Origin of the sequence: Sorangium sp. So ce1153, from assembly GCF_051521595.1 — a bacterium.
Lineage (GTDB): Bacteria > Myxococcota_A > Polyangia > Polyangiales > Polyangiaceae > Sorangium.
Genome location: NZ_CP150361.1, coordinates 11,527,432 through 11,547,828, shown reverse-complemented (window position 1 = coordinate 11,547,828; position 20,397 = coordinate 11,527,432). Strand labels below are relative to the sequence as shown.

Annotated in this window: 11 protein-coding genes; 5 read left to right on the top strand and 6 right to left on the bottom strand. The window is 71.4% G+C overall.

The window, feature by feature from the left end; genetic code table 11:
• Positions 1-2 precede the first annotated feature (2 nt).
• The 3 genes from WME85_RS42000 to WME85_RS41990 all read right to left on the bottom strand — a co-directional run bounded on the left by WME85_RS42000 (position 3) and on the right by WME85_RS41990 (position 8,600).
• On the bottom strand, positions 3-4,001 hold the full coding sequence (locus tag WME85_RS42000; protein ID WP_437829652.1) for an Eco57I restriction-modification methylase domain-containing protein: 3,999 nt from the start codon (positions 3,999-4,001) through the stop codon (positions 3-5).
• Positions 4,001-7,282 (bottom strand): DISARM system SNF2-like helicase DrmD, encoded by a 3,282-nt coding sequence (gene drmD, locus WME85_RS41995; protein WP_437829649.1) that lies wholly within the window; start codon positions 7,280-7,282, stop codon positions 4,001-4,003. The genes WME85_RS42000 and drmD overlap by 1 nt, the downstream gene beginning before the upstream one ends.
• 505 nt (positions 7,283-7,787) lie before the next feature.
• The gene (locus tag WME85_RS41990) at positions 7,788-8,600 is read right to left on the bottom strand and encodes a hypothetical protein (protein WP_437842516.1); all 813 of its coding nucleotides are present in this window, start codon (positions 8,598-8,600) and stop codon (positions 7,788-7,790) included.
• A gap of 483 nt (positions 8,601-9,083) precedes the next feature.
• Here WME85_RS41990 and WME85_RS41985 point away from each other — a divergent pair, with 483 nt between their 5' ends.
• Complete coding sequence (locus tag WME85_RS41985; protein ID WP_437829646.1) at positions 9,084-10,040, top strand: DMT family transporter; 957 nt, start codon at positions 9,084-9,086, stop codon at positions 10,038-10,040.
• A gap of 106 nt (positions 10,041-10,146) precedes the next feature.
• Here the strand turns inward: WME85_RS41985 and mscL are convergent, their stop codons facing one another.
• Positions 10,147-10,596: a large conductance mechanosensitive channel protein MscL gene (gene mscL / locus WME85_RS41980; protein WP_437829644.1), complete on the bottom strand. Its 450-nt coding sequence runs from the start codon at positions 10,594-10,596 to the stop codon at positions 10,147-10,149.
• A 253-nt stretch (positions 10,597-10,849) separates the two neighbouring features.
• Here mscL and WME85_RS41975 point away from each other — a divergent pair, with 253 nt between their 5' ends.
• Both WME85_RS41975 and WME85_RS41970 read left to right on the top strand, forming a co-directional pair.
• Positions 10,850-11,455, top strand: a complete 606-nt coding sequence (locus WME85_RS41975; RefSeq protein ID WP_437829641.1) for a 5-formyltetrahydrofolate cyclo-ligase — start codon at positions 10,850-10,852, stop codon at positions 11,453-11,455.
• A gap of 16 nt (positions 11,456-11,471) precedes the next feature.
• On the top strand, positions 11,472-13,988 hold the full coding sequence (locus WME85_RS41970; protein ID WP_437829638.1) for a hypothetical protein: 2,517 nt from the start codon (positions 11,472-11,474) through the stop codon (positions 13,986-13,988).
• A 321-nt stretch (positions 13,989-14,309) separates the two neighbouring features.
• Here WME85_RS41970 and WME85_RS41965 read toward each other — a convergent pair whose 3' ends face one another.
• A complete protein-coding gene (locus WME85_RS41965) occupies positions 14,310-14,639 on the bottom strand; it encodes a PilZ domain-containing protein (protein ID WP_437829635.1) in 330 nt (109 codons plus the stop codon).
• A 160-nt stretch (positions 14,640-14,799) separates the two neighbouring features.
• Between WME85_RS41965 and WME85_RS41960 the strand changes: the two genes are divergently transcribed.
• Together WME85_RS41960 and WME85_RS41955 are read left to right on the top strand one after the other, a co-directional pair.
• Positions 14,800-14,976 carry a hypothetical protein gene (locus tag WME85_RS41960; RefSeq protein ID WP_020740062.1) on the top strand — a complete coding sequence of 59 codons (177 nt, stop codon included), beginning with the start codon at positions 14,800-14,802 and terminating at the stop codon, positions 14,974-14,976.
• A gap of 1,025 nt (positions 14,977-16,001) precedes the next feature.
• Positions 16,002-17,921 carry a hypothetical protein gene (locus WME85_RS41955; protein ID WP_437829632.1) on the top strand — a complete coding sequence of 640 codons (1,920 nt, stop codon included), beginning with the start codon at positions 16,002-16,004 and terminating at the stop codon, positions 17,919-17,921.
• A 121-nt stretch (positions 17,922-18,042) separates the two neighbouring features.
• Here WME85_RS41955 and WME85_RS41950 read toward each other — a convergent pair whose 3' ends face one another.
• The gene (locus WME85_RS41950; RefSeq protein ID WP_437829629.1) at positions 18,043-20,127 is read right to left on the bottom strand and encodes a M3 family metallopeptidase; all 2,085 of its coding nucleotides are present in this window, start codon (positions 20,125-20,127) and stop codon (positions 18,043-18,045) included.
• Positions 20,128-20,397 lie beyond the last annotated feature (270 nt).

Genomic DNA, 20,397 nt, shown 5'->3' with positions numbered 1-20,397 from the left:
CTTCAGTCATCGCCATCGTCGTCCTCCTCCTCGTCCAGTTTGCGCGCGTCGCGCGCCACCGCCACCCCGCGCTTGCGTTCGTCCTCCGCGCGGACACGGTTGAGCTCGATCAGCCGCGCCAGGACCTCGTCGCGGACCTCGTCGGGCCAGCGGTAGCGGTAGGGCTTTTGCTTGCGCTTCTTGCCGCCCTCGTCGTCGTCCTCGGCCCCGTTGTCGTGAACGCGAAGGAATTCGCAGGCTGTCGGTATGTCCTGCCAGCCGTACGCGTCTAGCACCGCGCGGTCCATCTCGGCGTGGAGCGCGCGGAGCTTCAGGATCTCGGGGGAGCGGTCGTCGGGGTCGTGGAAGCGGTTGTAGGTCCTGGTGAGGCCCTCGTCGTTTGTCACCATCAGGGCGCCGCGGAAGTTATAATAGGTTTTGCCGGTCGCCTCGAGCACGGGATTGAACTGCCAACCTTCGGGGAAGGGGAAGGTCTCGAAGCAGTCCGAGGGCGTGTAGCGGAGGTCGTCCTTCATCGATGAGGCGAAGAAGCGTGCCCAGGTTTCATGAGGGCGCGCTTGGAGCACGGCGAATGCACTGTTCGAGTCGAGTGCGAATATGTTGAGTGTATGAGCAAAAACTCTGTCGGTTGGTTGGAATGCAAATGCGTGGCATGCGCTTACTTGTGAGTTTGCGATTATTCGGGTTTTTTCGTTGAGCGCTTTATGCAAGGCGGGCGCGTGCTCTCCGAAGCGCCACCAGTAACGACGCCGCACTTCGCGTTTGTTTCTCATGCGTTCAGGCTTCACCTTGCGCTCGACGATCTCCATCAAATCCGGCCACCGCCGTGCTTCTTCTTCGGTCAGCTGCCCGAAGTTGACCACGTAACGATGATGCGCATGGGTTGGACTCGTGTTTAGCTCTTCGCCGCCGAGGTAAGGAAAGATCCGTGCTGCGTTTCGTGGGTCCTTCTCGAACAAGCGTTTCATCTCGGCCAGGCTGTTGGCGCGCTTCTTCTTGTTCGTGTCGTCGAACGTAAATCCCATGCCGAGCACGTAGCTTCCCACAAAGCTGCGCCCCTGATTCGCAGCGAGCGCAGCAGGGTCTGCGTCAACCTCGCTAGCAACCAGGAATGCCGAGATGCGAGGCACGGCCTTGCCATCCAGCTGCGGCGCCAAGGTGATCCCCTCGCGCTGGACGTGCACCACACTCACGATCACCGCGGCAGCTCCCGGCCACTTGTAGCGGCGCCTGGCAGCATAGATGGTCCCGCCATGCTGCACGATCCAGCGCAGTCCTGTCCCTCGCGTATCGCCTTGGGCCACGGTGTTCGTGGCGATGAGGCCGAACGTCCCTGTGCGTCTGAGCAACGAGAACGCTCGCCGGAAGAAGTGGGCGACCAGATCCGCGTTTCCGTGGGAGCCCTCGTGTAATGTCTTGAGCCAGTCGACCGCGAATGGGCCGCCGGTGGCCAGAAGGGTGTTCTTACCCGCAAACGGAGGGTTCCCCACGAACGCATCGAACCCTGGGTTCTCCCGCGCGAACACCTCCGGGAACTCGAGCTCCCAGTGGAACGGCGTCACCGGTGGCGCAAGCGTGCGCAGCCCGTCCGCCTGCTCGCGGAGCGTATGTCCGTCGAGCCGCCCGGACAGGAACGGCTCCACCACGGTATCGCCGAGGCGCCTCCTGTATTTCTCGCGCGCTGCGTCCTTCTTCTCGGAGAAGAACGCCAGCACCGCGAGGTCGGCGATCGCCCGCACGTCGGCAATCAGGTCTTCCGCGTCGCCGAACAGCCGCGACTTCTCCGCCACATCGGTGGAGTCGCCGAGCGCGTGGATCCCGGCGCGCTTCTGCTCGACCGCCTTCAGCACGGTCGCGAGGCGCGGCCGGAGCAGGAGCGACGGCTTGCCCATGTCCTTCCAGTCGAAGCAAGCGATCTGCTCCTTCGACAGCCCGACCAGCGAGTCACCCTGCTGGAGGGCGTGGTCGAGGAACGTGAACGGGTGGTCCTTGGCGAGCGTGAAGAGCCAGAGCGAGAGCTTCGCAAGATCGACCGCGAACGGGTTCTTGTCGACGCCGTAGAGGCAGCGCTGCGCGACCAGCCGGCGCGCGTGGAGCTCGCGGTCCTCGTCCGGGGGGATCACCGGGGCATCCCCGTGCTCGCCCCACGCGGCGTCGAGCGCGGCCGCGAGGAAGCGGCACGACTCGACAAGGAACGCGCCCGAGCCCATCGCAGGGTCGCACACCTTGAGGGCGAGGATCTGCTCGGCCCGCGGCGTCTTCCCCCCCGCGAGCGCGTCGAGCCGCGGCTGAAGGGTGGTCCGCACGATCGGCTCGGTGAGCTCGCGCGGCGTGTAGTGGCTCCCCGACCGCCGCCGCTCCTCGGTGGGCTGGAGGTAGAGCGCCCCCTGCGGGAGCACGTCCGGCGTCCGCGGCGAGACCTTGCGGCCGAGCGATGCCAGCAGCGCGGCCTCGGTCTTCGCGGCTTTCCACGCCTTCTGCGCGGCGTCGGCGAGCTTGCAGCCGGCCTCTACGAGGAGCTTGTCGCGCGCCGCCTCCGGCAGCGCGAGCGCCTCCTCCAGGTCGATCACCACGTGGTGCGGCAGGACCGCGATCGAGCGCTCCGTGGCCTGCTCGAGCGTGAACCCCATCATCGCCTCGTAGACCGAGCCGATCTGCTCGACCTCGAGCGACCGGTACGAGAGCCGGTCCCCGTCGAGGTACAGCAAGAGCCCGAGGACCTCGTAGATCACACCGTCCGACACGAGCGGCGGCGTGAGCCGCTCGCCCTTCGCCCGGCGCGTCCCGTGGGCGCGCCCCTCGAGGAAGGGGTACACGTCGGGGTCGAAGAGGCGCCCCGCGCGCGCCGGGATCTGCATCTCCCGGGCGCGCGCGCCGTCGTGCAGCACCCGGAACAGCGTGAGCAGCTGCGCCCACGCCCCGTACCGCGCGTGCATCGTGTCGGGGTGCCGGCCCGCGTCCTCCCGCAGCCGCTCGAACAGCCCCGTGACCGAGTAGCTCCCGGGGTAGATCCCGCCCGCGGGCAGGAGCGCGCGGTCCTCGGCGTAGAGCACGAAGACCAGCCGCATTAGCGTGGTGAGCAGCCCGCCGTACACCTGGGCGCGGTCCTCGACCATCACCTCGCGCAGGAGCTCGCCGCGCCCGCGCGGGTCGACCTCGTTGGCCGCCTGGAACCCGCGCACCAGGGCGTGGAGCGCGTCGAGCACCTGCCCGGCGAGCTGGGTCGAGACGGTGCTCTGGTACTTGCGGCTCTCGACCACGATCGCCGGCAGCCGCTGCGCCTTCGGGCCGGTGAAGAGCCGGCTCTCGTGCAGCAGCATCACCAGGCCGGCGAGGATGGGGCGCCCGCTGACCTCGCACATGGCCCGCACCGGGAACGTGATGTACCCGGGGGTCTCCGCGCGCGGCGCGTACACCAGCCGGAGGCTGGCCCCGTTGAAGAGGATCCCGAGGGAGACCCCCGTATCGCGCAGCAGCCGCTCGAAGCGCGTCTGGGGGCTCGCGCGCCACCCGCCGCCGTCCTCGCGCTCGGGCGGGAGCGCGTCGAGATCGGTGTTCGTCGGCTCCTCGCGCACGAGGAGCAGCGGGGCGGGCTGCTCACCGCGCGCGTCGGGGTCCATCAGGACGTGCGTCGGCGAGAGCGTCTCGCGCTGCTCGCGGAGGTGCACCGACCAGCGCGCGTCGTCCGGCGCGACAGGGCGCAGGTCGTCCGGCCGCCAGCCGAGCACCGCCTCGCAGAAGGGGCCGAGCCGCTTCAGGACCACGTCGCCGCTCTCCCCCCAGCGTTCGGCGATGGCGTCCCGGAGGTCGCGCGGCTTGTCGGTCAGGAGCGCGAGCAGCGCGTCCTGCACAGGGATGACGTCGGCGTTCGCGTATGCCTGCGCCGCGACCAGGGCGGGCGGCGTGACCACGATGCCGACGCGCTGGCCCTCGAGGAGGCCGAGCCACGTCTTGTGGGCCTGGAGATCGCGGTTGTGCGCGGCGGTCGTGCTGGTTGCCATCAGCCTGTCCTCGGCCAGAGGTAGACGAGCCCGAGCGGGTCGAGGCGGCGCGCCCGCACCTGGTAGGCCCGGTCGATGCGCTGCGGCTCCGACGTGATCTCGGCGTCGATGGTGCGCAGGCGCGCCTCCCAGAAGGCGCGCTCCGACGCGATCTGGCGCCGCTCGATCTCGGTGAACTGGAACTCCTGCTGGGGCTCGTCGTGGTGCTTCTGGATGCGCGCGCGCTGCGCCTCGAGCACCTTGCGGATGTCGGCCGCCTCCTTCGCCGCGCGCTTGCCGAGCTCCTCCTCGGCGCGCTTGCCCGCGGACTCGGCGCGCTGGACGAGCAGCGGCAGGAGCTCCTCTACGTCGCGCTCGGCGGACGCCGCCAGGTCCTCCCTCACCTTGTCGTGCGGGCGCTCTCCGCGCGCGAGCGCGTCATCCATCTGCCGCAGGAGCGCGTCGTGGTGGTCGAGCCCCATCCCGCGGAGCCTGCTCTTGCGCACCACGGGCGCGACCCAGGGCGCGGCCGCCAGGATGAGATCCTCGTGCAGGCGGGAGGCGTGGTCCCCGTACAGGCCGAGGCGCCCGAGCAGCACCACCTTCGGCTCGGCCTCGTCGATGACGACGGCGGTCGCGCGCGAGAGGTCGTTGTGGAGGAACCCCTGGGACCGGAACCGCCCGAGGAGGCGCTGGACGATCCGGTGCTCCAGGTGGAGGTGGACGACCTCGGCGCCGAGCGTGCCGGTGTCCGCGAAGACGACGGGCCGGAGCTTCGCCTCCCGCCGCCATGCCCGGAGGTCGACGTCGCGCGGCCGCTCGGGCGCGCGCAGCGTGTCGAGGAGCTCTGCCCAGCCCGGGTCGGCGCCGGCCAGCCGGTCCAGCGCCGGGAACGCGAACGCGCTGGGCGGCACCGGCTTGCCTGAGGGGAGCCGGTCGCGCGCAGGGTCGAGGGCCCGCAGCGGCTCGGCGCCGAGCAGCCGGAGCGCCTCGGAGAGGGCGCGCTCCAGGTCCCCGCCGCGGAGGCCGAGGTGCACGCGCGACTGCTCGAGGAACTCGCGGAGGGTGGCGAGCTGCTTCTCGAGCGGCGCGCGCCGCTCGCGCGAGGCCTCGAGCTCGTCCGGGGCGGGCGCCCCCGTCACCGCGCCGATCTTTCCGCAGAGCGCCGCGGCCTGTCGCAGCGGGATGCCCCTGGAGAGCAGCCGCAGGAGCTCCCCCTCGACGACCGACCCCAGGCTGCCGAGCTCCTTCTGGATCGTGTTCGTCTTCTCGACGAGCACCTCGAGCACGCGGTCCTCGGCGCGCTGCGCGAACAGGAAGTAGTGGCAGGTCACCACCTCCTCGCGCTGCAGCTTGCGGTCGATGCGCCCGTTGCGCTGCTCCATCCGGCTCGGGTTCCACGGGACGTCGAAGTGGAAGAGGTCCGCGCAGTGGCTCTGGAGGTTGACGCCTTCCCGCGCGGCGTCGGTGGCGATGAGGACGCGCACGGGGTGCTCGGCCGGATCACCGTTGAAGGCCCGCTTGATCTCCTCGCGCTTCGCCTCGTCGGCGATCTCGCCGTGGAAGACCTCGACGCGCTCCTCGCCGCGGTCGGTGTAGGCGAGCGCGGCCCCTAGCTGTTGCTCCAGGTAGCGCTTGGTGTCGGTGTACTCGGTGAAGATCAGGACGCGCGCCGCGTGATCCCGCCCCTTGCAGCGGTCGAGCCAGCGGGCGGGCCTCGCGGGCTGGACCCCGCGCGCGGGCAGGTCCGGGCAGAGATGCTCCCGGATCCAGGAGAGGAGCCGCTCGATCCGCGCGTCCGGTGCGCTCGCGTGCGCCTCGGCGACCTCGATCATGCGGTCGAGCAACGCGAGCTCCTCGGCCTCGGTCGCCTCGCTGGACGCGCGCGTCGCAGCCTCGACCTGCGCGCTCTCCTCGCGCCGCAGCTCGTCCTCGCCGACGCCGGCCCGCTCGTCGTCGGCGCCCGGCGCCTCGCGCAGGAGGTCGAGCTGATCCTCGCGGATCGGCGCGGGCGGCGCGGGGGACCGGGCGCCCTGCTCCTTCTGCTTCTTCTCGCGCGCCTTGCGGAGCGAATCGCGGTGGGTGAGCAGCGTGCAGCGGAGCGCCTCGATCGAGGAGAGGAGCCGCTTCTGCAGCGAGATGTCCAGGAGCCCGGCCGCCGCCTGCGCGCTCCGCGACGCCCGCGCGAGCCGGCGCGCGCGCAGCTCGCGGTACTGCTCGAGCATGCGCGACAGCACGAGCTCCGGCGCGTCGTCGGGCAGGCCGTCGATGGTGATCTGCTTCACGTCGCGCCGGGGGAACGCGACCTTCACCTCGCGGAGGTCGGACTTGAGGCGGCGCACCATGATCGGCTCGAGCTGCCGCTGCGGCTCGTCGAGCGGGATCCCGCGCGTGAAGCGCTGCGGGTCGAGGATCTCGAGCAGGGCGGTGAAGCTGTTCGAGTGCCCGTTGTGCGGCGTCGCCGAGAGGAAGAGCCGGTGCTCGAAGAGCTCGGCCAGCTCGCGCACCGCGCCGGTGAGCTTGGAGTCGACGGCGTACTTCGCGCCGCTCGCGGGCGCCGCGTTGTGCGCCTCGTCCAGGATCATCATCGAGCCGCCGCCGTCCTTCTGCAGGCAGGCGCGGAGCGGCGCGACGTAGGCCTCGTCGCGCACGAGGGCGTGGGAGACGATGAACAGGTTGTGGGTCAGCCACGGGTTGACCGAGTAGCCGCGCTCCCGGCGCTTCTTCGCGACGAAGTCGCGGTCGAGGATCACAAACGAGAGGCCAAAGCGGGACTCGAGCTCTTCGCGCCACTGGACGACCACGGAGGGCGGCGCCACGACGACCACGCGGCGCACGCGCTGGCGCATGAGGAGCTCCCGGAGGATGAGCCCTGCCTCGATGGTTTTGCCGAGCCCGACGTCGTCGGCGATGAAGAGGTTGACCCGCGGGAGGAGCAGCGCCTTGCGGAGGGGCTCGAGCTGGTAAGCGTGCAGCTCGATCCCGGCGCGGTGCGGCGCCTGGAACAGCCGCGGCCGCGTGGAGGTGACGCAGTGCCACCGCTGCGCATTCAGGTACGCGGCGAACGTGCGCGGCGCGTCGAGCCCGCGGGCGGCGACCTCGCGCCAGCTCGCCGCGTCGACGATCTGCGCGTCGACCTCGCTCTGCCAGAGCACGGAGAGCCGCGCGCCCTGCGCGTCGTCGTCGAGGCACGAGAGGTGGACGACGGCGTCCTCGTCGGGCGCGTCCTGCGCGACCTGGTCGACGAGGTAGAGGCGCGAGCGCACGCGCACGAAATTGCCCTGCTGCGGGGGGACTGGCACCGGCGCATCCTAGGCTGCGGGGGCGCCGAGGAGGAAGGTGGTCACGAGGTTCGAAGACCGCTGCCCTCGTCAGGGCACCACCGGCCCGAGCAGGCGGCGGGCACGTCGGGACTCGGGCAGGGGAGTGGTCGAGCGCGCGGAGGGCATGTCGGACATGAGCAAGAGCCTCGGCGAACAGATGGGGGAATGTCGCGACATGGGCAGGGGCCTGGCCGAGCGGGCGGCGGGCGTGCCGCGACATGGGCGAGAGCCTCGCCGACCAGGCGGCGGGGATGTCGCGACATGGGCGGGAGCCTCGCCGACCAGGCGGCGGGGATGTTGCGACATGGGCAGGGGCGTTGCCGGCCAGGCGGCGGGGATGTCGCGACATGGGTGGGAGCCTCGCCGACCAGGCGGCGGGCATGTCGGGAGCTAGGCGGGCCCTGCGCGTGCAGGCGGAAGGCATGTCGCGACACGCCTGGGACCTGCTGCGCAAGCCCCGGGCAGGTCGCGAACCCTGTGCTGACTACAGACCCGGGTCGCTGAGCACCACAGGCTCGGCCGGCGCAGGCTCGGCGGGCGCCGCCGGCGGGCTGGGAGGCGTGGGGGCGCCTTGCTCCGGCGCCGCGCGCCCGCGCGCGCCCCGCTCGCGGTCGGCGTTCAGCTTGTCGATGTAGGCGAACAGCCGCGCCTCGTGGTCCCCCGGCAGCGCGCTGCCCTCTTCCTGGACCTCGTCCCGGAGCGCCTCCCGGAAGCGTCCCAGCAGCCCGACCACCGCGCCGCGGAGCGGGCCGGTGGCCGCGGCGTTCTCGCCCGTCGCGAGGAGCGTGGCGCGCCGGCGCAGGAGCCTGTCGATGTCGTCGCCCGCGGCGATGAACGCCTTGACCCAGTCGTGCAGGGTACCGCCGCCGGGCGTGGCCGCGGACTTCAGCTCCGCCTTGAGCCGCGTCAGCTCGGGCCGGTTGTCGAGCGCCGCCGACGCTTCGTCCGCGTAGGGGGCGCGGAGCACCTCGAGCTTCGGGACGAACGTCTGCTGCGCCTTCGCCGCCGCCTCCTTGAGCGCCGCCGGCAAGGCGGGGTGCGCCTCGATGGCCTTGCACAGGAAGAAGATGGCCGCTCCGAGGCCGTCGTGCCGGACGTCCGCCTCCGAGAGCTCCCGGGCGAGCGGCGCCTGTGTGCCCGCAGCGTCGGGGATCTTGTCGATCTCCTTCTGCTTCGCCCTGAGCCGCGGCTCGTACAGCTTGCCTGTTGCAGACTGGCGCAGCTCGTCGGCCCTCTCGTCGAGCAGATCGCGCAGGGCGAGCTTCAGGTCTCCTATCGTGAGATTGCGCAAGGTCACCTCCGTCAACGGCGTGGTCACCCGCCCCCGCGCCGCACGGGCGGTCGAGAGGGCGAGCAGAGGATGGCTATCGGAACGCGGCACGATAGCGGAGCTGTCGGCAACCATGTAGTCCGAATTGCTCGGTCGAACGGAGCGCATGGTCGAAGGCGCCGGGATCGTGCTGTGGAGCCGGCGATCATGGCGCATTTCAAGGCGCCGACTCCTCGCCTGTCATCGTTTGTAATTGCTATTTTATTTACCGGTTGCTCCCCTGGATGGCGGCGGCGCTCGCCGGCGACGCTGCCGCGCTCGCGAGCGAGGGGCGCGCGACGGGCGGCCAGGAGGGCCGCGCCGCCGTCCGGGGAACCTGGGGTTGTACGGCTATACGCTGAACAACCCGGTGAACCTCATCGATGCGGATGCCGCCCAGGATTTCATGTAGGCCGACTCGACCTGCGTGTCCCGGGCCCGGGGCGCGCCACCACCTTGCAGGAACCCAACGTGAGTCCTCGTCGTCTCTGGACAGTGCTGCTGCTCGCGGTCACCGCGTGTTGGGGCGCCTCGTTCGCCATCATTCACGAGGCCGTCGAGGACGTCGATCCGTACGTCTTCGTGACGCTCCGGTTCGCCGTGGCCGCGGCGCTGATCCTCGCGCTCGGCCGCAGGCGCATGCTGGCGGCGATCACCCGGTCGACGCTCCGGGACGGCGCGTGGCTCGGCCTCTTGCTGGCCGCCGGATACCTGCTCCAGACGGCGGGGCTGGCGAGGACCTCGCCGAGCAACGCGGCCTTCCTGACCGGTATCTCGGTGGTCCTCGTACCCGTGCTGCTGGCATTCGGCGGCTGGCGCCTGCCGAGGACGGGCTGGCTGGCCATCGTCCTCGCCTCCGTCGGGCTCGGCATTCTCACGCTCGATCCGCAGACCCTCTCGCTGAATCTGGGGGACGCTCTGAGCATCGGGTGCGCGTGCGCGTACGCGGGTCAGATCGTGCTGACCGGCCGGTGCTCGAGCCGCCACGATCTGTGGGCGCTCACGTTCGTGGAGTTCGTGGTGACGACGCTCATCAGCGCGGCGGTGTGGGCGATCAGCGGGGCTCCGACGGCTGGGCTGGCCCTGCCGGGGGTATGGGGCGCGCTCGGCTTCGCCTCGATCCTCTGCACCGTCATCGCCTACCTCGTGATGAATGCCGCGCAGCGGGTGGTCTCGTCCTGGGAGGCAGGGCTGGTCTTCACCACGGAGCCTATCTTCGCCGCGGTGGTCGCGCTCGCCCTCGGCGTGGAGCCGTGGCGCCTGAGAACGACCATCGGCGGGCTCCTCATCCTCGCCGCCATGGTCACCGCGGAGGCGGCGCAGCGCTCCGCGGGAGCGGAGGAGGGCGACGGGGAAGGAGGGGCGCCGTCGCCCGAGGGGGACACGGAGTACAAGCGCAAGGATGCACCGCACCTGTCCGCCCGCTGAGCGCGGCCCTGGTCGAGCAGGCCCGGGGGCATGTCGGGACCTGCCCGGGGCCCTTCCGGCGCACGCCCTGGGCGTGTCCAGGACGCGGTGCTCTCCCCGCGCCGGCCTACGCCGCCTTCAGCGCGGCCGTGCAGTGCCCGCAGCGCACCGCCTTGATGGGGATGGTCATCGCGCACTCGGGGCACTCCTTCGTCGTCGCCGCCTCCTCGTGCTTCCTCTGGAGCTTCCCCATGAGCTGCATCAGCAGGAACACGCAGAGCGCGACGATGAAGAAGCTCACCAGGTTGTTGATGACCTGGCCATACTGAAGGAGGACCGCGCCTGCCTTCACCATCTCCTCGGGGTTCGCGTACGGACCGGGCCCGCTCGGCGCCTTCAGGACGATGTAATGCCGGCTGAAGTCGATGCCGCCCGTCACCAGGCCTATCGGCGGCATGATCAGGTGATCGACGAGCGACTTGACGATGTTGCCGAACGCCGCGCCGATCACGACGCCGACTGCCATGTCGACGACGTTGCCACGAATCGCGAACTTCTTGAAATCCTCCCAGAACATCGCTCGCCTCCCGACGCTCACGGCTTCTACCCCGGCGAGCACCCGGAGATCCACCCCCGTCTCGTGGTGTGGGCTGCGCGCTGCCAGGCGTTTGCACCGCGCGCATGAGCGGTGCCACCGGGCTCGTCCGTAGGCGCCCTGCGCACGTCCCGCGGACCCCGCGCCCTCGCCCTGGCGGCGGCGCCTGTCAGGAATCCCTGGCGGGATTTCCGGCGGGCGAGACTAGGATGCGCGCCGGAGGAAGCACCCAGCCATGGACCCCGACGCCGAGGCCGCCCTGCGCCACCGCGCGAAAGCCGAGCTGCGCAAGCGCGCCCGGGCGCTCCGCAGCTCCATCCCCCGCGACGCCATCCACGAGCGATCGCGCCGGATCCAGCGCGCGCTCGCGGAGCTGCCGGCCGTCGCCGCGGCCCGGCGGGTCGCGCTCTTCTACCCCATCGAGGACCGCAACGAGGTCGACCTCCGGGAGCTGGATCCGCTCCTCCGCGGCCGCGGCGTCCGGGTGGCGTACCCCGCCATCGACCCCGAGTCGCGCCGCATGACCTTCCGCTTCGTCGAGGACCCGGAGGCCATGGAGGAGCGCGGCCTCGGCTTCCGCGAGCCGGACCCGGCCGACGAGGAGGCCGCGGCGCTCGACGTCATCGTCGTGCCCGCGCTCCAGATCGACGCGCGAGGGCACCGCATCGGCTACGGCGCCGGCTACTACGACAGCACGCTCCCGCGCTTCTCTCCCCCGGCAGAGACGGTCGGCGTCGCGTTCGACTTCCAGCTGATCGCCGAGGTGCCGGTGACCGAGGGCGACGTCCCGCTCGGGACCATCGTGACCGACGCCCGCGTGCTCGCGGCCGATCCCGCCTAGGATGCCAGGGGATCCGGTGCCAAAGGATCTAGAAGGCGCGAGCGACAGGCCCGTCCTCATCGCGGCGATCGCGTCCGGCGCGATGATCGCCCAGCAGGTCGCCGGCCGGGCGACCCGCGACGCCCTCTTCCTGGCCAGCTTCGGCGCCGCGGACGTCCCCAAGGTCATGGCCGCCGGCGCGGCGCTGTCGTTCGCCGCCGTCCTCCTGATCTCGCGCGCCCTGCTCCAGCTCTCCCCCGCGCGCGTCGTCCCCGCCACCTTCGCGGCGAGCTCGGTCCTCCTCGCCCTGGAGTGGGCCCTCGCCCAGCGCGCCCCCGGCGCGGCGGCCCTCGTCTTCTACCTGCACGTCGCGGTGTTCGGCGCGACCCTCATCTCCGCCTTCTGGTCGCTCGTCAACGAGCGCTTCGACCCCCACACGGCGCGCCACTCCATGGGGCGCATCGCGGGCGGCGGGACGTTCGGCGGCGTGGTCGGCGGCCTGTTCGCCTGGCGCGCCAGCCAGCTCATGGACGCCCCGACGATGCTCCTCGCCCTCGCCGCGGCGAGCGCGCTGGCCGCCTTGACCACGCACCTGCTCGGCGGGGGCCTCCCGCGCGCCTCCTCCGCCGGCGCCGCCGCCGGGACAGGCGCCGCGACAGGCGCCGCCGCCGCCGCCGGCGCCGCCGCCGGCGAGGAGGTGCGCGCCGACCCCGGCGCCGGCGCCAGCGCGTCCGGCCTCGGCGCGCTGCGCGAGAGCAGCCACCTGCGCGATCTCGCCGTGCTCGTCGGGCTCGGCGCGGTCAGCGGCGCGCTCTTCGACGTGGCCCTCAGCGCCGAGGCCGCCGCCGCGATGACCGACCGCAACGAGCTGCTCTCGTTCTTCGCGCTCTTCCACCTCTCGGTGAGCCTGCTGTCGTTCCTCGTGCAGACGCTCGCCGCCACCTTCTCGCTCGACCGGCTCGGGCTCGCCGCCACCATCGGCATCCTCCCGGCGGCCGTCCTCGCGAGCTCGCTCTCCATCGTCGTCGCGCCGCGCCTCTGGGCCGCGTCCATCGTCCGCGCGACCGAGGCGGTGCTCCGGAACTCGCTGTTCCGGTCGGGCTACGAGCTGCTCTACACGCCGCTGCCCCCGGACCAGAAGCGGTCGATCAAGACGCTCATCGACGTCGGCTTCGATCGCATCGGCACCGCGGCGGGCAGCGGCCTCGCGATGGTCCTGCTCCTGCTCTCGCCGGGCGGGTCGCTGCCGCTCCTGCTCGGCCTCGGCACGGCCGCCGCGGGGGTCACGCTGCTCTTCACGCCGCGGCTGCACCGGGGCTACGTCGCCGCGCTCGAGGGCAGCCTGCGCTCCGGCGCCGTCTCGCTCGACCCGGCGAACGTCGTCGACGCGACCACCCGCCGCACCCTGAGCGGCACCGTCGACGCGCTCAGCCGCGACAAGGTCCTCGCCGAGCTCGCCGCCCTCCGGAAGGGGGCGGCCGCGCGGCCGGGCGCCGGGCGCGCCCCGGGCGGAGACGGCGAGCGCACGTCGTACACCGGCCCGCCGATCTCGGTCCGCGCGCCGCTCTCGGGCCCCGCGCCGGGTCGCGAGCCCGGCGACGGCCCCCGGGCGGCCGCTGGCGACGGCCGGCCCCCCGACGGGCCGCTCTCGGCGCGGGCCGCGTCGGCGGCGCTCGCGACCGATCCGGTGCTCGCGACCGTGGCCGACCTCCGCTCCGGCGACCTCGAGCGCGTCCGCCGCGCGCTCGCCCGGGAGCCGGACCCGGCCCTCGTCGCCCACATGATCCCGCTCCTCGAGCGCGAGGGGCTCATCTCGGACGCCCTCCGCGCGCTCCGCGCCGTCGCCCAGCGCGCGACCGGCCAGCTCCTCGACGCGCTCCTCGACCCGTCCCTGAGCGTCGCGGTCCGGCGCCGCATCCCGCGCGTGCTCCAGGCCTGCCCCACCCAGCGCGCCGCCGACGGGCTGATGCTCGGACTCGCCGACGAGCGCTTCGAGGTGCGCTACAGCTGCGGCGTCGCGCTCGCGCGGCTGCTCCAGCAGCGCGCGCCGATCCACCTGCGGCGCGAGGACGTGATCGAGGCGGCCACGCGCGAGATCGAGATCGACCGCCGGGTGTGGGACGCCCAGCCCCCGAACGCGGCCCCTGCGGGCGAGGCGCCCCCGGCCGAGCGCCTGCTCGTCGAGCGGACCAGCCGCAGCCTGGAGCACGTCTTCCGCGTGCTCTCGCTCTGCCTCGAGCGCGAGCCGCTCGAGATCGCCTACCGCGCGCTCCACGCCGACGACGCCCACCTCCGCGGGACCGCGCTCGAGTACCTGGAGAACGTCCTGCCGTCCCCCATCCGCGACAGCCTCTGGCCGTACCTGGGCGCGCGCCCCACCGCTCCGGCCGCCCTCGCCGAGCCCCGCGCCGACGAGCCGCCGCGGGCCGACGAGCCCCGCCCGCCGCGCCCGCCGCGCCTGCCCGAGCATGCGCTCGACGAGCTCCGCCGCTCCGCCGCCAGCGTCCCGCGCGCGTCGATCACCGCCGCGCGCCGGCGGAAAGCGCCGCTCTAGCTAGCGCCGCTTCGCCCGGGTTCGTTCCTGGTCGCTGAGTGCGTGGCGGGTCTGTCGACCTGCCCGGCCGACGCGACAAAATGAAAAAAGCGTCGCCGGGGCCCGGGGGGGGAGAGGCCACACCAGCGACGCTCGCTGGAGAGATTGCAGCTCACGTGCCAGCGCGAGAAGATCGAAATGCCGGGCGATCTCGGCCGGATGTCCCGGGCGCATCCTCCGGCCGTTGCACTCCTGCGATTTCATCCTTGCAGACGCGCATTGCGTCGAGGGCGGCGCGGAGGTCGCGAGCGCGCCGTGGTTCACCCGGGGCTCACCCGGGGCTCAGTGGAGCGGTTCGCGGCGCCGGGCCTTCTCGTCGAGGTGCTCGGCGATGGTGAGCCGGTCGGCGTCGCTCATGACCACGAACCGGACGGCGAGCAGGTTGTCGCGGTCCCAGACCGGGCGGGCGCGCAGCCGGATGGGGCGCCCGACCCCGAGGTCGAGCTCGAACGGGGTGACGGCGGGCAGCGCCCGGCCCGCGAGCGCGGGCGCGCGCTCGACGATCATGCCCGTGGGGGAGAGATCGATCGCGCGGCACCGGTGCCGGTGGCCATCGACGAGCGCCGAGACGGGGAAGTCGACCTGCGCGCGCGCGCCCTGCCTTCGATCCATGCATTCCTCCTGAGGGTCCTTCGTACGGGCGTCGAGCGTAGGCCGCGCACCGCGTCAGGGCCAAACATCGGGCAGGCGAGCCCCGCGGTCCGGGCGTCGCGAGGGAGCACGAGCCCGACGCGCGTGCGATATGCTCTCCCGGCGAAAGGAAGGTCTGGCGATGCCCACGTGCCGTGAGTGCGACAGCGAGGTCGACGAGCTCAAGACGATCAAGGTCGGAACCAAGAAGAAGAAGGTCTGCGAGGACTGCGCCGATCGCGCGGCGCAGGAGGGCGCGATCGCCGAGGAGAGCGAGGCGGTCGTCCAGCAGATGATGGGCTTCAAGGGAAGACGCTGAGCCCGACGCCCGGCGGCCCGCCGCGTCGGGCCCATTGAACCACCGCGCGAGCGCAGCGGCGGTCTGATCGCAGGGGCGCGGCGAGCGCGGCGGGATCAGCGGCGGATCCCGCCCTGCTCGCCGCGCCTCCGCCATTCTCTCGCACGCGCGACGCAATCGGCGAGAGCGCGCACCTCGCAATGCACTCAATGGTCTCGGTCGAAAAGAAAGCCGGGAGTCCCGGAGGTGTGGCGATGGCTTCGCCCGACCCGCTTCGCCCTTCTTCTTGCCTGTGCCGGCGCGCTCAGCTTTCCGGCGCATACCGGGCGTGATTCGCCGTTGCTGCTCGCCAGGTGAGCAGCGCGCCCATTCGGACGAGCGCCTCGCCCGTTTCGAACAGCCTGGGTGAGTGACCTGGACGCAGCGACGCCGAGCGCCTCGAGCGCCCCCACCGCGAGCACGCCGCGCGCTCCGCGCTTTCAGCGCGAGCTGCGCGAACGGGGAGAAGCCGTGGCCATCGACGAGCGCCGCGCCCGCGCGCGCCGAGGAGGAGACAACGCCAACTCGACAGGCCCTGGAGGTAGCCGCCGAGCTCGAGAATACGGGGGGCAGGTAGGCAAAGGTCGTCGGACTGGCGGATATTCTGACATCATTGGATGATTGCCAACAGTTTCGTCGTATTTCGAGTGTGTGCGAGCGAACGAGCGACCACATCGCTACACATTCCTCACATGAGCGGACGAACTGCGCATTGCAGTTCTGCATCGAATTTTTGCAACCTTGATGTGAAAAGCGGCTCAGGTGTGCGACCTAATTGGCCGTTCGTTTGGTTTTCGAAAGCATTTCGTCTTGACCCTTCGTGTTAATCCAGGAATAAGTTGTCTCACGAGAGCGCCGGTATCCGCCCCTCTGGTGCTGAATGGTCTGCACCGATGGTTCGCGGCGCGAAGGAAACAGCGGGAGGCTCCACTTCTGCCCCCTGTTGCCTTCGCCCGTTACGGTCCTGTTCACCACAGGGGTTCGACGACGCCGGGGGAGAAAAAGCCATGCATTCGATTTCTCAAGGCTTTGGGTCGCGGTCGTTTGCCGTCGGTAAGATCATCGCCTCGCTGATGGCGATGTCGATCGTGGGCTTCGGCTGCGCGCCGCTCGATGAGGATGTGACCGCGGAGGAGCTGGACGCCGAGGAGCAAGCGGCCGGCACGACCTATAAAGTGGGTCCGACGCGCACCTACAAGACCATCGGTGAGGTGGCGAGCAAGCTGGCGCCAGGCGACGTGGTGGAGGTCGACGGCAACGCGACCTACTCGGGCAACATCAGGATCACGAAGGGGGGCACGTCCTCGGCGAAGATCACGATCCGCGGCGTGCGGGTCAACGGGAAGCGCCCCGTGCTGCAGGGCGGCACCAACACCATCGAGGTCAACGCGAACCACGTCGTGCTCGAGGGGTTCGACGTGACCGGCGGCTCGTCGCGCTGCATCTTCCACCACGGCCACGACGTCACGATCCGCGACACCGTGGTCCACGACTGCGCCGCGCACGGCATCCTCGGCGCCGACAGCGACTCGGGCTCGCTGACCCTGGAATACGTCGAGGTGTACCGTTGTGGTAGCGGGACGCAGAAGCACCCGATCTACATCGCAACGGATGAGTCGGCTTACCCCGGCTCCGTGTTCCGGATGCAGCATAGCTACGTCCACGACGCAATCGGCGGCAATGCGGTGAAGACCCGCGCGGAGCGGAACGAGATCTATTACAACTGGATCGAGGGCGGACTCTACAAGGAGCTCGAGCTCATCGGTCCTGACGGGCAGGATCCGGATCTCGCGCGGGAGGACTCCGACGTTGTCGGCAACGTCTTCCGCAAGACGCACACGCAGTACGCGGTGCGCGTCGGCGGCGACGGCACGGGCGACACGAACGGGCGGTATCGGTTCGTGAACAACACCTTCCTGCTCATGCAGGGGTCGAGCGCGGCGATTCACCTGTTCGATGGCATCGAGAGCATCGAGCTGCACAACAACGTCTTCTACCGGGTCGGCGGCGGCAGCGTTCAGGTCCTCCGCGACACGGAGGCGAAGTGGGCGACGGGCTCCCCGCTCGTCAAGGGCGTCAACAACGCCGTGCCCACCGGCACGACGGTGCCTTCCGGCTTCAAGGGCACGCTGGCCTTGAGCGACACCGACTTCGGCTTCGCGAACGTCGGCCAGCGCGACGTGACGCTGCGCTCGACGAGCAAGCTCCTGAACGCGGGCGTCAGCTCGACGTCGGGCATCTCGGGGCGCGAGTTCCCGTCGCCGCTCGCGATGCCGCTCTTCCACCCGCCGAAGGGCGCGGTCGCGGCCGTCGGCGGCGCCCTGCGCCGGACGGCCGTGGGCGCGGTCGACCTCGGCGCGTTCGAGTTCGGCTCGGGGACGACGACGAGCGAGCCGACGACGACAACGACGCCGACGACCCCCACGACGCCGACGACGACGCCGACCGAGCCGACGACGCCGGCGCCGACGTCCTGCTCCGCGGTGGACGCGGGCGAGTGGGTGAACGCGCCGCTGACGACCCAGTGGGGCACGTTCACGGCGACCTGGGACGTGACGCCGAGCGCGTCGAACATCGACGGCGTGATCGGGCTCTCGAGCGGCGCGGCGGATCAGTGGACCGAGCTCGCGGCGATCGTGATCTTCGACGAGCAGGGCAACGTCCGCGTCCGGAACGGCTCGAGGTACCAGGCGGCCACGACGTTCCCGTACTCCGCCGGCAAGACGTACACGGTCCGGATGGTGGTGGAGCCGGGGTCGCGGCTGTACTCGGTGTACATCCGGCCGCAGAACGGCACCGAGGTGCAGCTCGCGAGCCGCTACGCGTTCAGGACCGAGCAGGCGAGCATCCGGTCGATCAACAACTGGGCGATGACCCAGACCGTGGACGGGGCCGGGCTGTCGGCCTGCAACTTCTCGATGAAGTGATGGGTGGTGGGGCCCGGCCCGCGGAGACGGTGGTCTCCGCGCGGCGCGGGAGCCCCGCCGGACTCGCCTGAGACAGAGCTCCTCCCGCTCCGCCGGAGGAGCTCTGTCTTTTTAGGGGGGCTCAGGCGAGCCCGCTGCGCTGCAGCAGGGCGTCGAGGGTGGGCTCGCGGCCGCGGAAGCTCTTGTAGAGATCCATCGGGTCCTGCGTGTCGCCGAGCGCGAGGATCTGGCTCCGGAACGCGTCGCCCACCTGCCGGCTGAACAGGCCCTCCTCCTGGAAGCGGGAGAAGGCGTCGGCGTCCAGCACCTCGGCCCACTTGTACGAGTAGTAGCCGGCGGCGTAGCCCACCGGGCTCGAGAAGAGGTGCGAGAAGCCGGCGATCATGGCGTAGCCCTCGGGCAGCGGGACGGGCGAGTAGCGCGAGAGGACCTCGCGCGCGAGCTCGATGACATCGCCGCGCTCGGGGCCCCAGTCCATGTGGAGCGCGAGGTCGATCTCGGCGAAGCCGAGCTGCCGCATCGTCGTGGCGCCCGCGCGGAACGTGCGGGCCGCGCGCATCCGCTGGAGCAGGTCGTCGGGGATGGGCGCGCCCGTCTCGTGGTGGCGCGCGAACAGATCGAGCGCGTCCCGCTCCCAGCACCAGTTCTCCATGATCTGCGAGGGCAGCTCGACGAAGTCCCAGGCGACGTTGGTGCCAGCCAGGCTCCGGATCGGCACCCGGCTCGAGGCGTGGTGCATCATGTGGCCGAACTCGTGGAACAGCGTCTCCACCTCGCGGTGGTTCAAGAGCGCGGGGCGGCCGCCGACCGGCGGGGTGAAGCTGCCCGCCAGGACCTCGAGGTGGCGCGCGTCCTCGCCGGCCGCGCGCCCGTTTTCGACTGGCACTGGCACTGGCACTGGCACTGGCACCGGCGCGCCCGTGACGAGCCCGTGCATCCAGGCGCCGTCGCGCTTCTGCTCGCGCGGCAGGAAGTCGAGGTAGAACGCGGCGCTCTGGGCGCCGTCGGCCTCGAGGAGCCGGTAGGCGCGGACGCTCGGGTGCCACGTGGGGGCGCCCTGCCAGGGCGTGATGCGCACGCCGTAGAGGCGGTGGGCGATCTCGAAGAGGCCGGAGACGACGCGATCGAGCGGGAAATACGGGCGGAGCGCCTCGTCGTCGAAGTCGTAGCGGGCGCGGCGCAGCTTCTCGGCGTAGTAGGAGACGTCCCACGGCGCGAGCGGCGGCGCGCCCGGGCCCTCGAGCTCGCGGCGGAAGGCGGCGAGCTCCTCCTTCTCGCGCTCGAAGACCGGCTCGGTGCGCTCCCGCAGCGTATTGACGAAGCGGCGCGCCTCGGCGCCCGACTTGGCCATGCGATCCTCGAGCACCAGGTCGGCGAAGCTCGCGTAGCCGAGCAGCTTGGCCTTCTCGCAGCGGAGCTCGAGGATGCGGCGGATGAGCGGGCGGTTGTCGTGGCTGCCCTCGGTCGCGCGCGTGTTGAAGGCGCGGTAGAAGCGCTCGCGGATCGAGGCGTCGTCGAGGTACGTGAGCACGGGGATGTAGCTCGGCGCCTGCAGCGTGAAGCGGTAGCCCTTGATGCCCCGGTCCTCCGCGCTCTGGCGGGCGGTCTCGACGGCGCTCGGCGGCAGGCCGGCGAGGCGGGCCGGGTCCTCGACCACGAACTCGAAGGCGTTCGTCGCGTCGAGCACGTTCTGCGAGAAGCGCAGGGTGAGCGTCGCGAGCTCGACGTCGATCTCGGAGAGGCGCTTCTTGCCGGCAGGGTCGAGCTCGGCGCCGCTCCGGCGGAAATCGTCCAGGGTCTTCTTGAAGAAGCGGCGGCGCGGGCCGGTCAGCGCCTCGGCCTCGGGCGTGGCCGCGAACGCCTTGAGCGCGCCGTAGACGCCCTCGTTGAGCGCGATGCCGCTCAGGAACTCGCTGACCTCGGGCTGGACGGCGTTGTACGCGGCGCGCAGCTCGGGGGTCGTGGACGTCGACTCGAGGTGCGAGACGACGTTCATGGCGCGATCGAGCCGATCGGTGACGGCCTCGAGCGCGCCCAGGGTGTTGTCGTAGGTGCGGGGGCCGGGGGTCGCGACGACGGCCTCGAGCCGGGCGCGGGCGTCCTCGAGCAGCGCGCGCACCGCGGGCTCGACGTGCTCGCTCCGGATGCGATCGAAGGGGATCTCGAAGCCGAGAGAGAGCAGGGGATTGTCGGTCGCTTCGGTCATTATCGCTCCTGGTTTGGCCCCCGAGGGGGCCGGCGGACGGGGCGCGGCGCCGGCTACCGGCTACCCTCCGCCGGCGCGCGCAGCTCTCCCTTGGTAAAGGCGCCGGCGAGGGTTGGCTAGTCCCGCCCGCCAGAAGTCGGGCCAGGGATGTCCGGATTTCTGCGCCGCTTCGCGGCGACTTCGCGCGGGCGACCCTGGCCCTGTTTCCTCGGCCCTCTGCCCCGACCGCCGGCGTCCGTTTCGCGGCCGCCCCGGTTTCGTGCGTCAGCG

Bases quoted from the DNA above. Each gene is read 5' to 3' on its own strand.
- WME85_RS42000 (WP_437829652.1), bottom strand. From the start codon at position 4,001: ATGGCAACCAGCACGACCGCCGCGCACAACCGCGATCTCCAGGCCCAC.
- mscL (WP_437829644.1), bottom strand. From the start codon at position 10,596: ATGTTCTGGGAGGATTTCAAGAAGTTCGCGATTCGTGGCAACGTCGTC.
- WME85_RS41975 (WP_437829641.1), top strand. From the start codon at position 10,850: ATGGACCCCGACGCCGAGGCCGCCCTGCGCCACCGCGCGAAAGCCGAG.
- WME85_RS41965 (WP_437829635.1), bottom strand. From the start codon at position 14,639: ATGGATCGAAGGCAGGGCGCGCGCGCGCAGGTCGACTTCCCCGTCTCG.
- WME85_RS41960 (WP_020740062.1), top strand. From the start codon at position 14,800: ATGCCCACGTGCCGTGAGTGCGACAGCGAGGTCGACGAGCTCAAGACG.
- WME85_RS41955 (WP_437829632.1), top strand. From the start codon at position 16,002: ATGCATTCGATTTCTCAAGGCTTTGGGTCGCGGTCGTTTGCCGTCGGT.
- WME85_RS41950 (WP_437829629.1), bottom strand. From the start codon at position 20,127: ATGACCGAAGCGACCGACAATCCCCTGCTCTCTCTCGGCTTCGAGATC.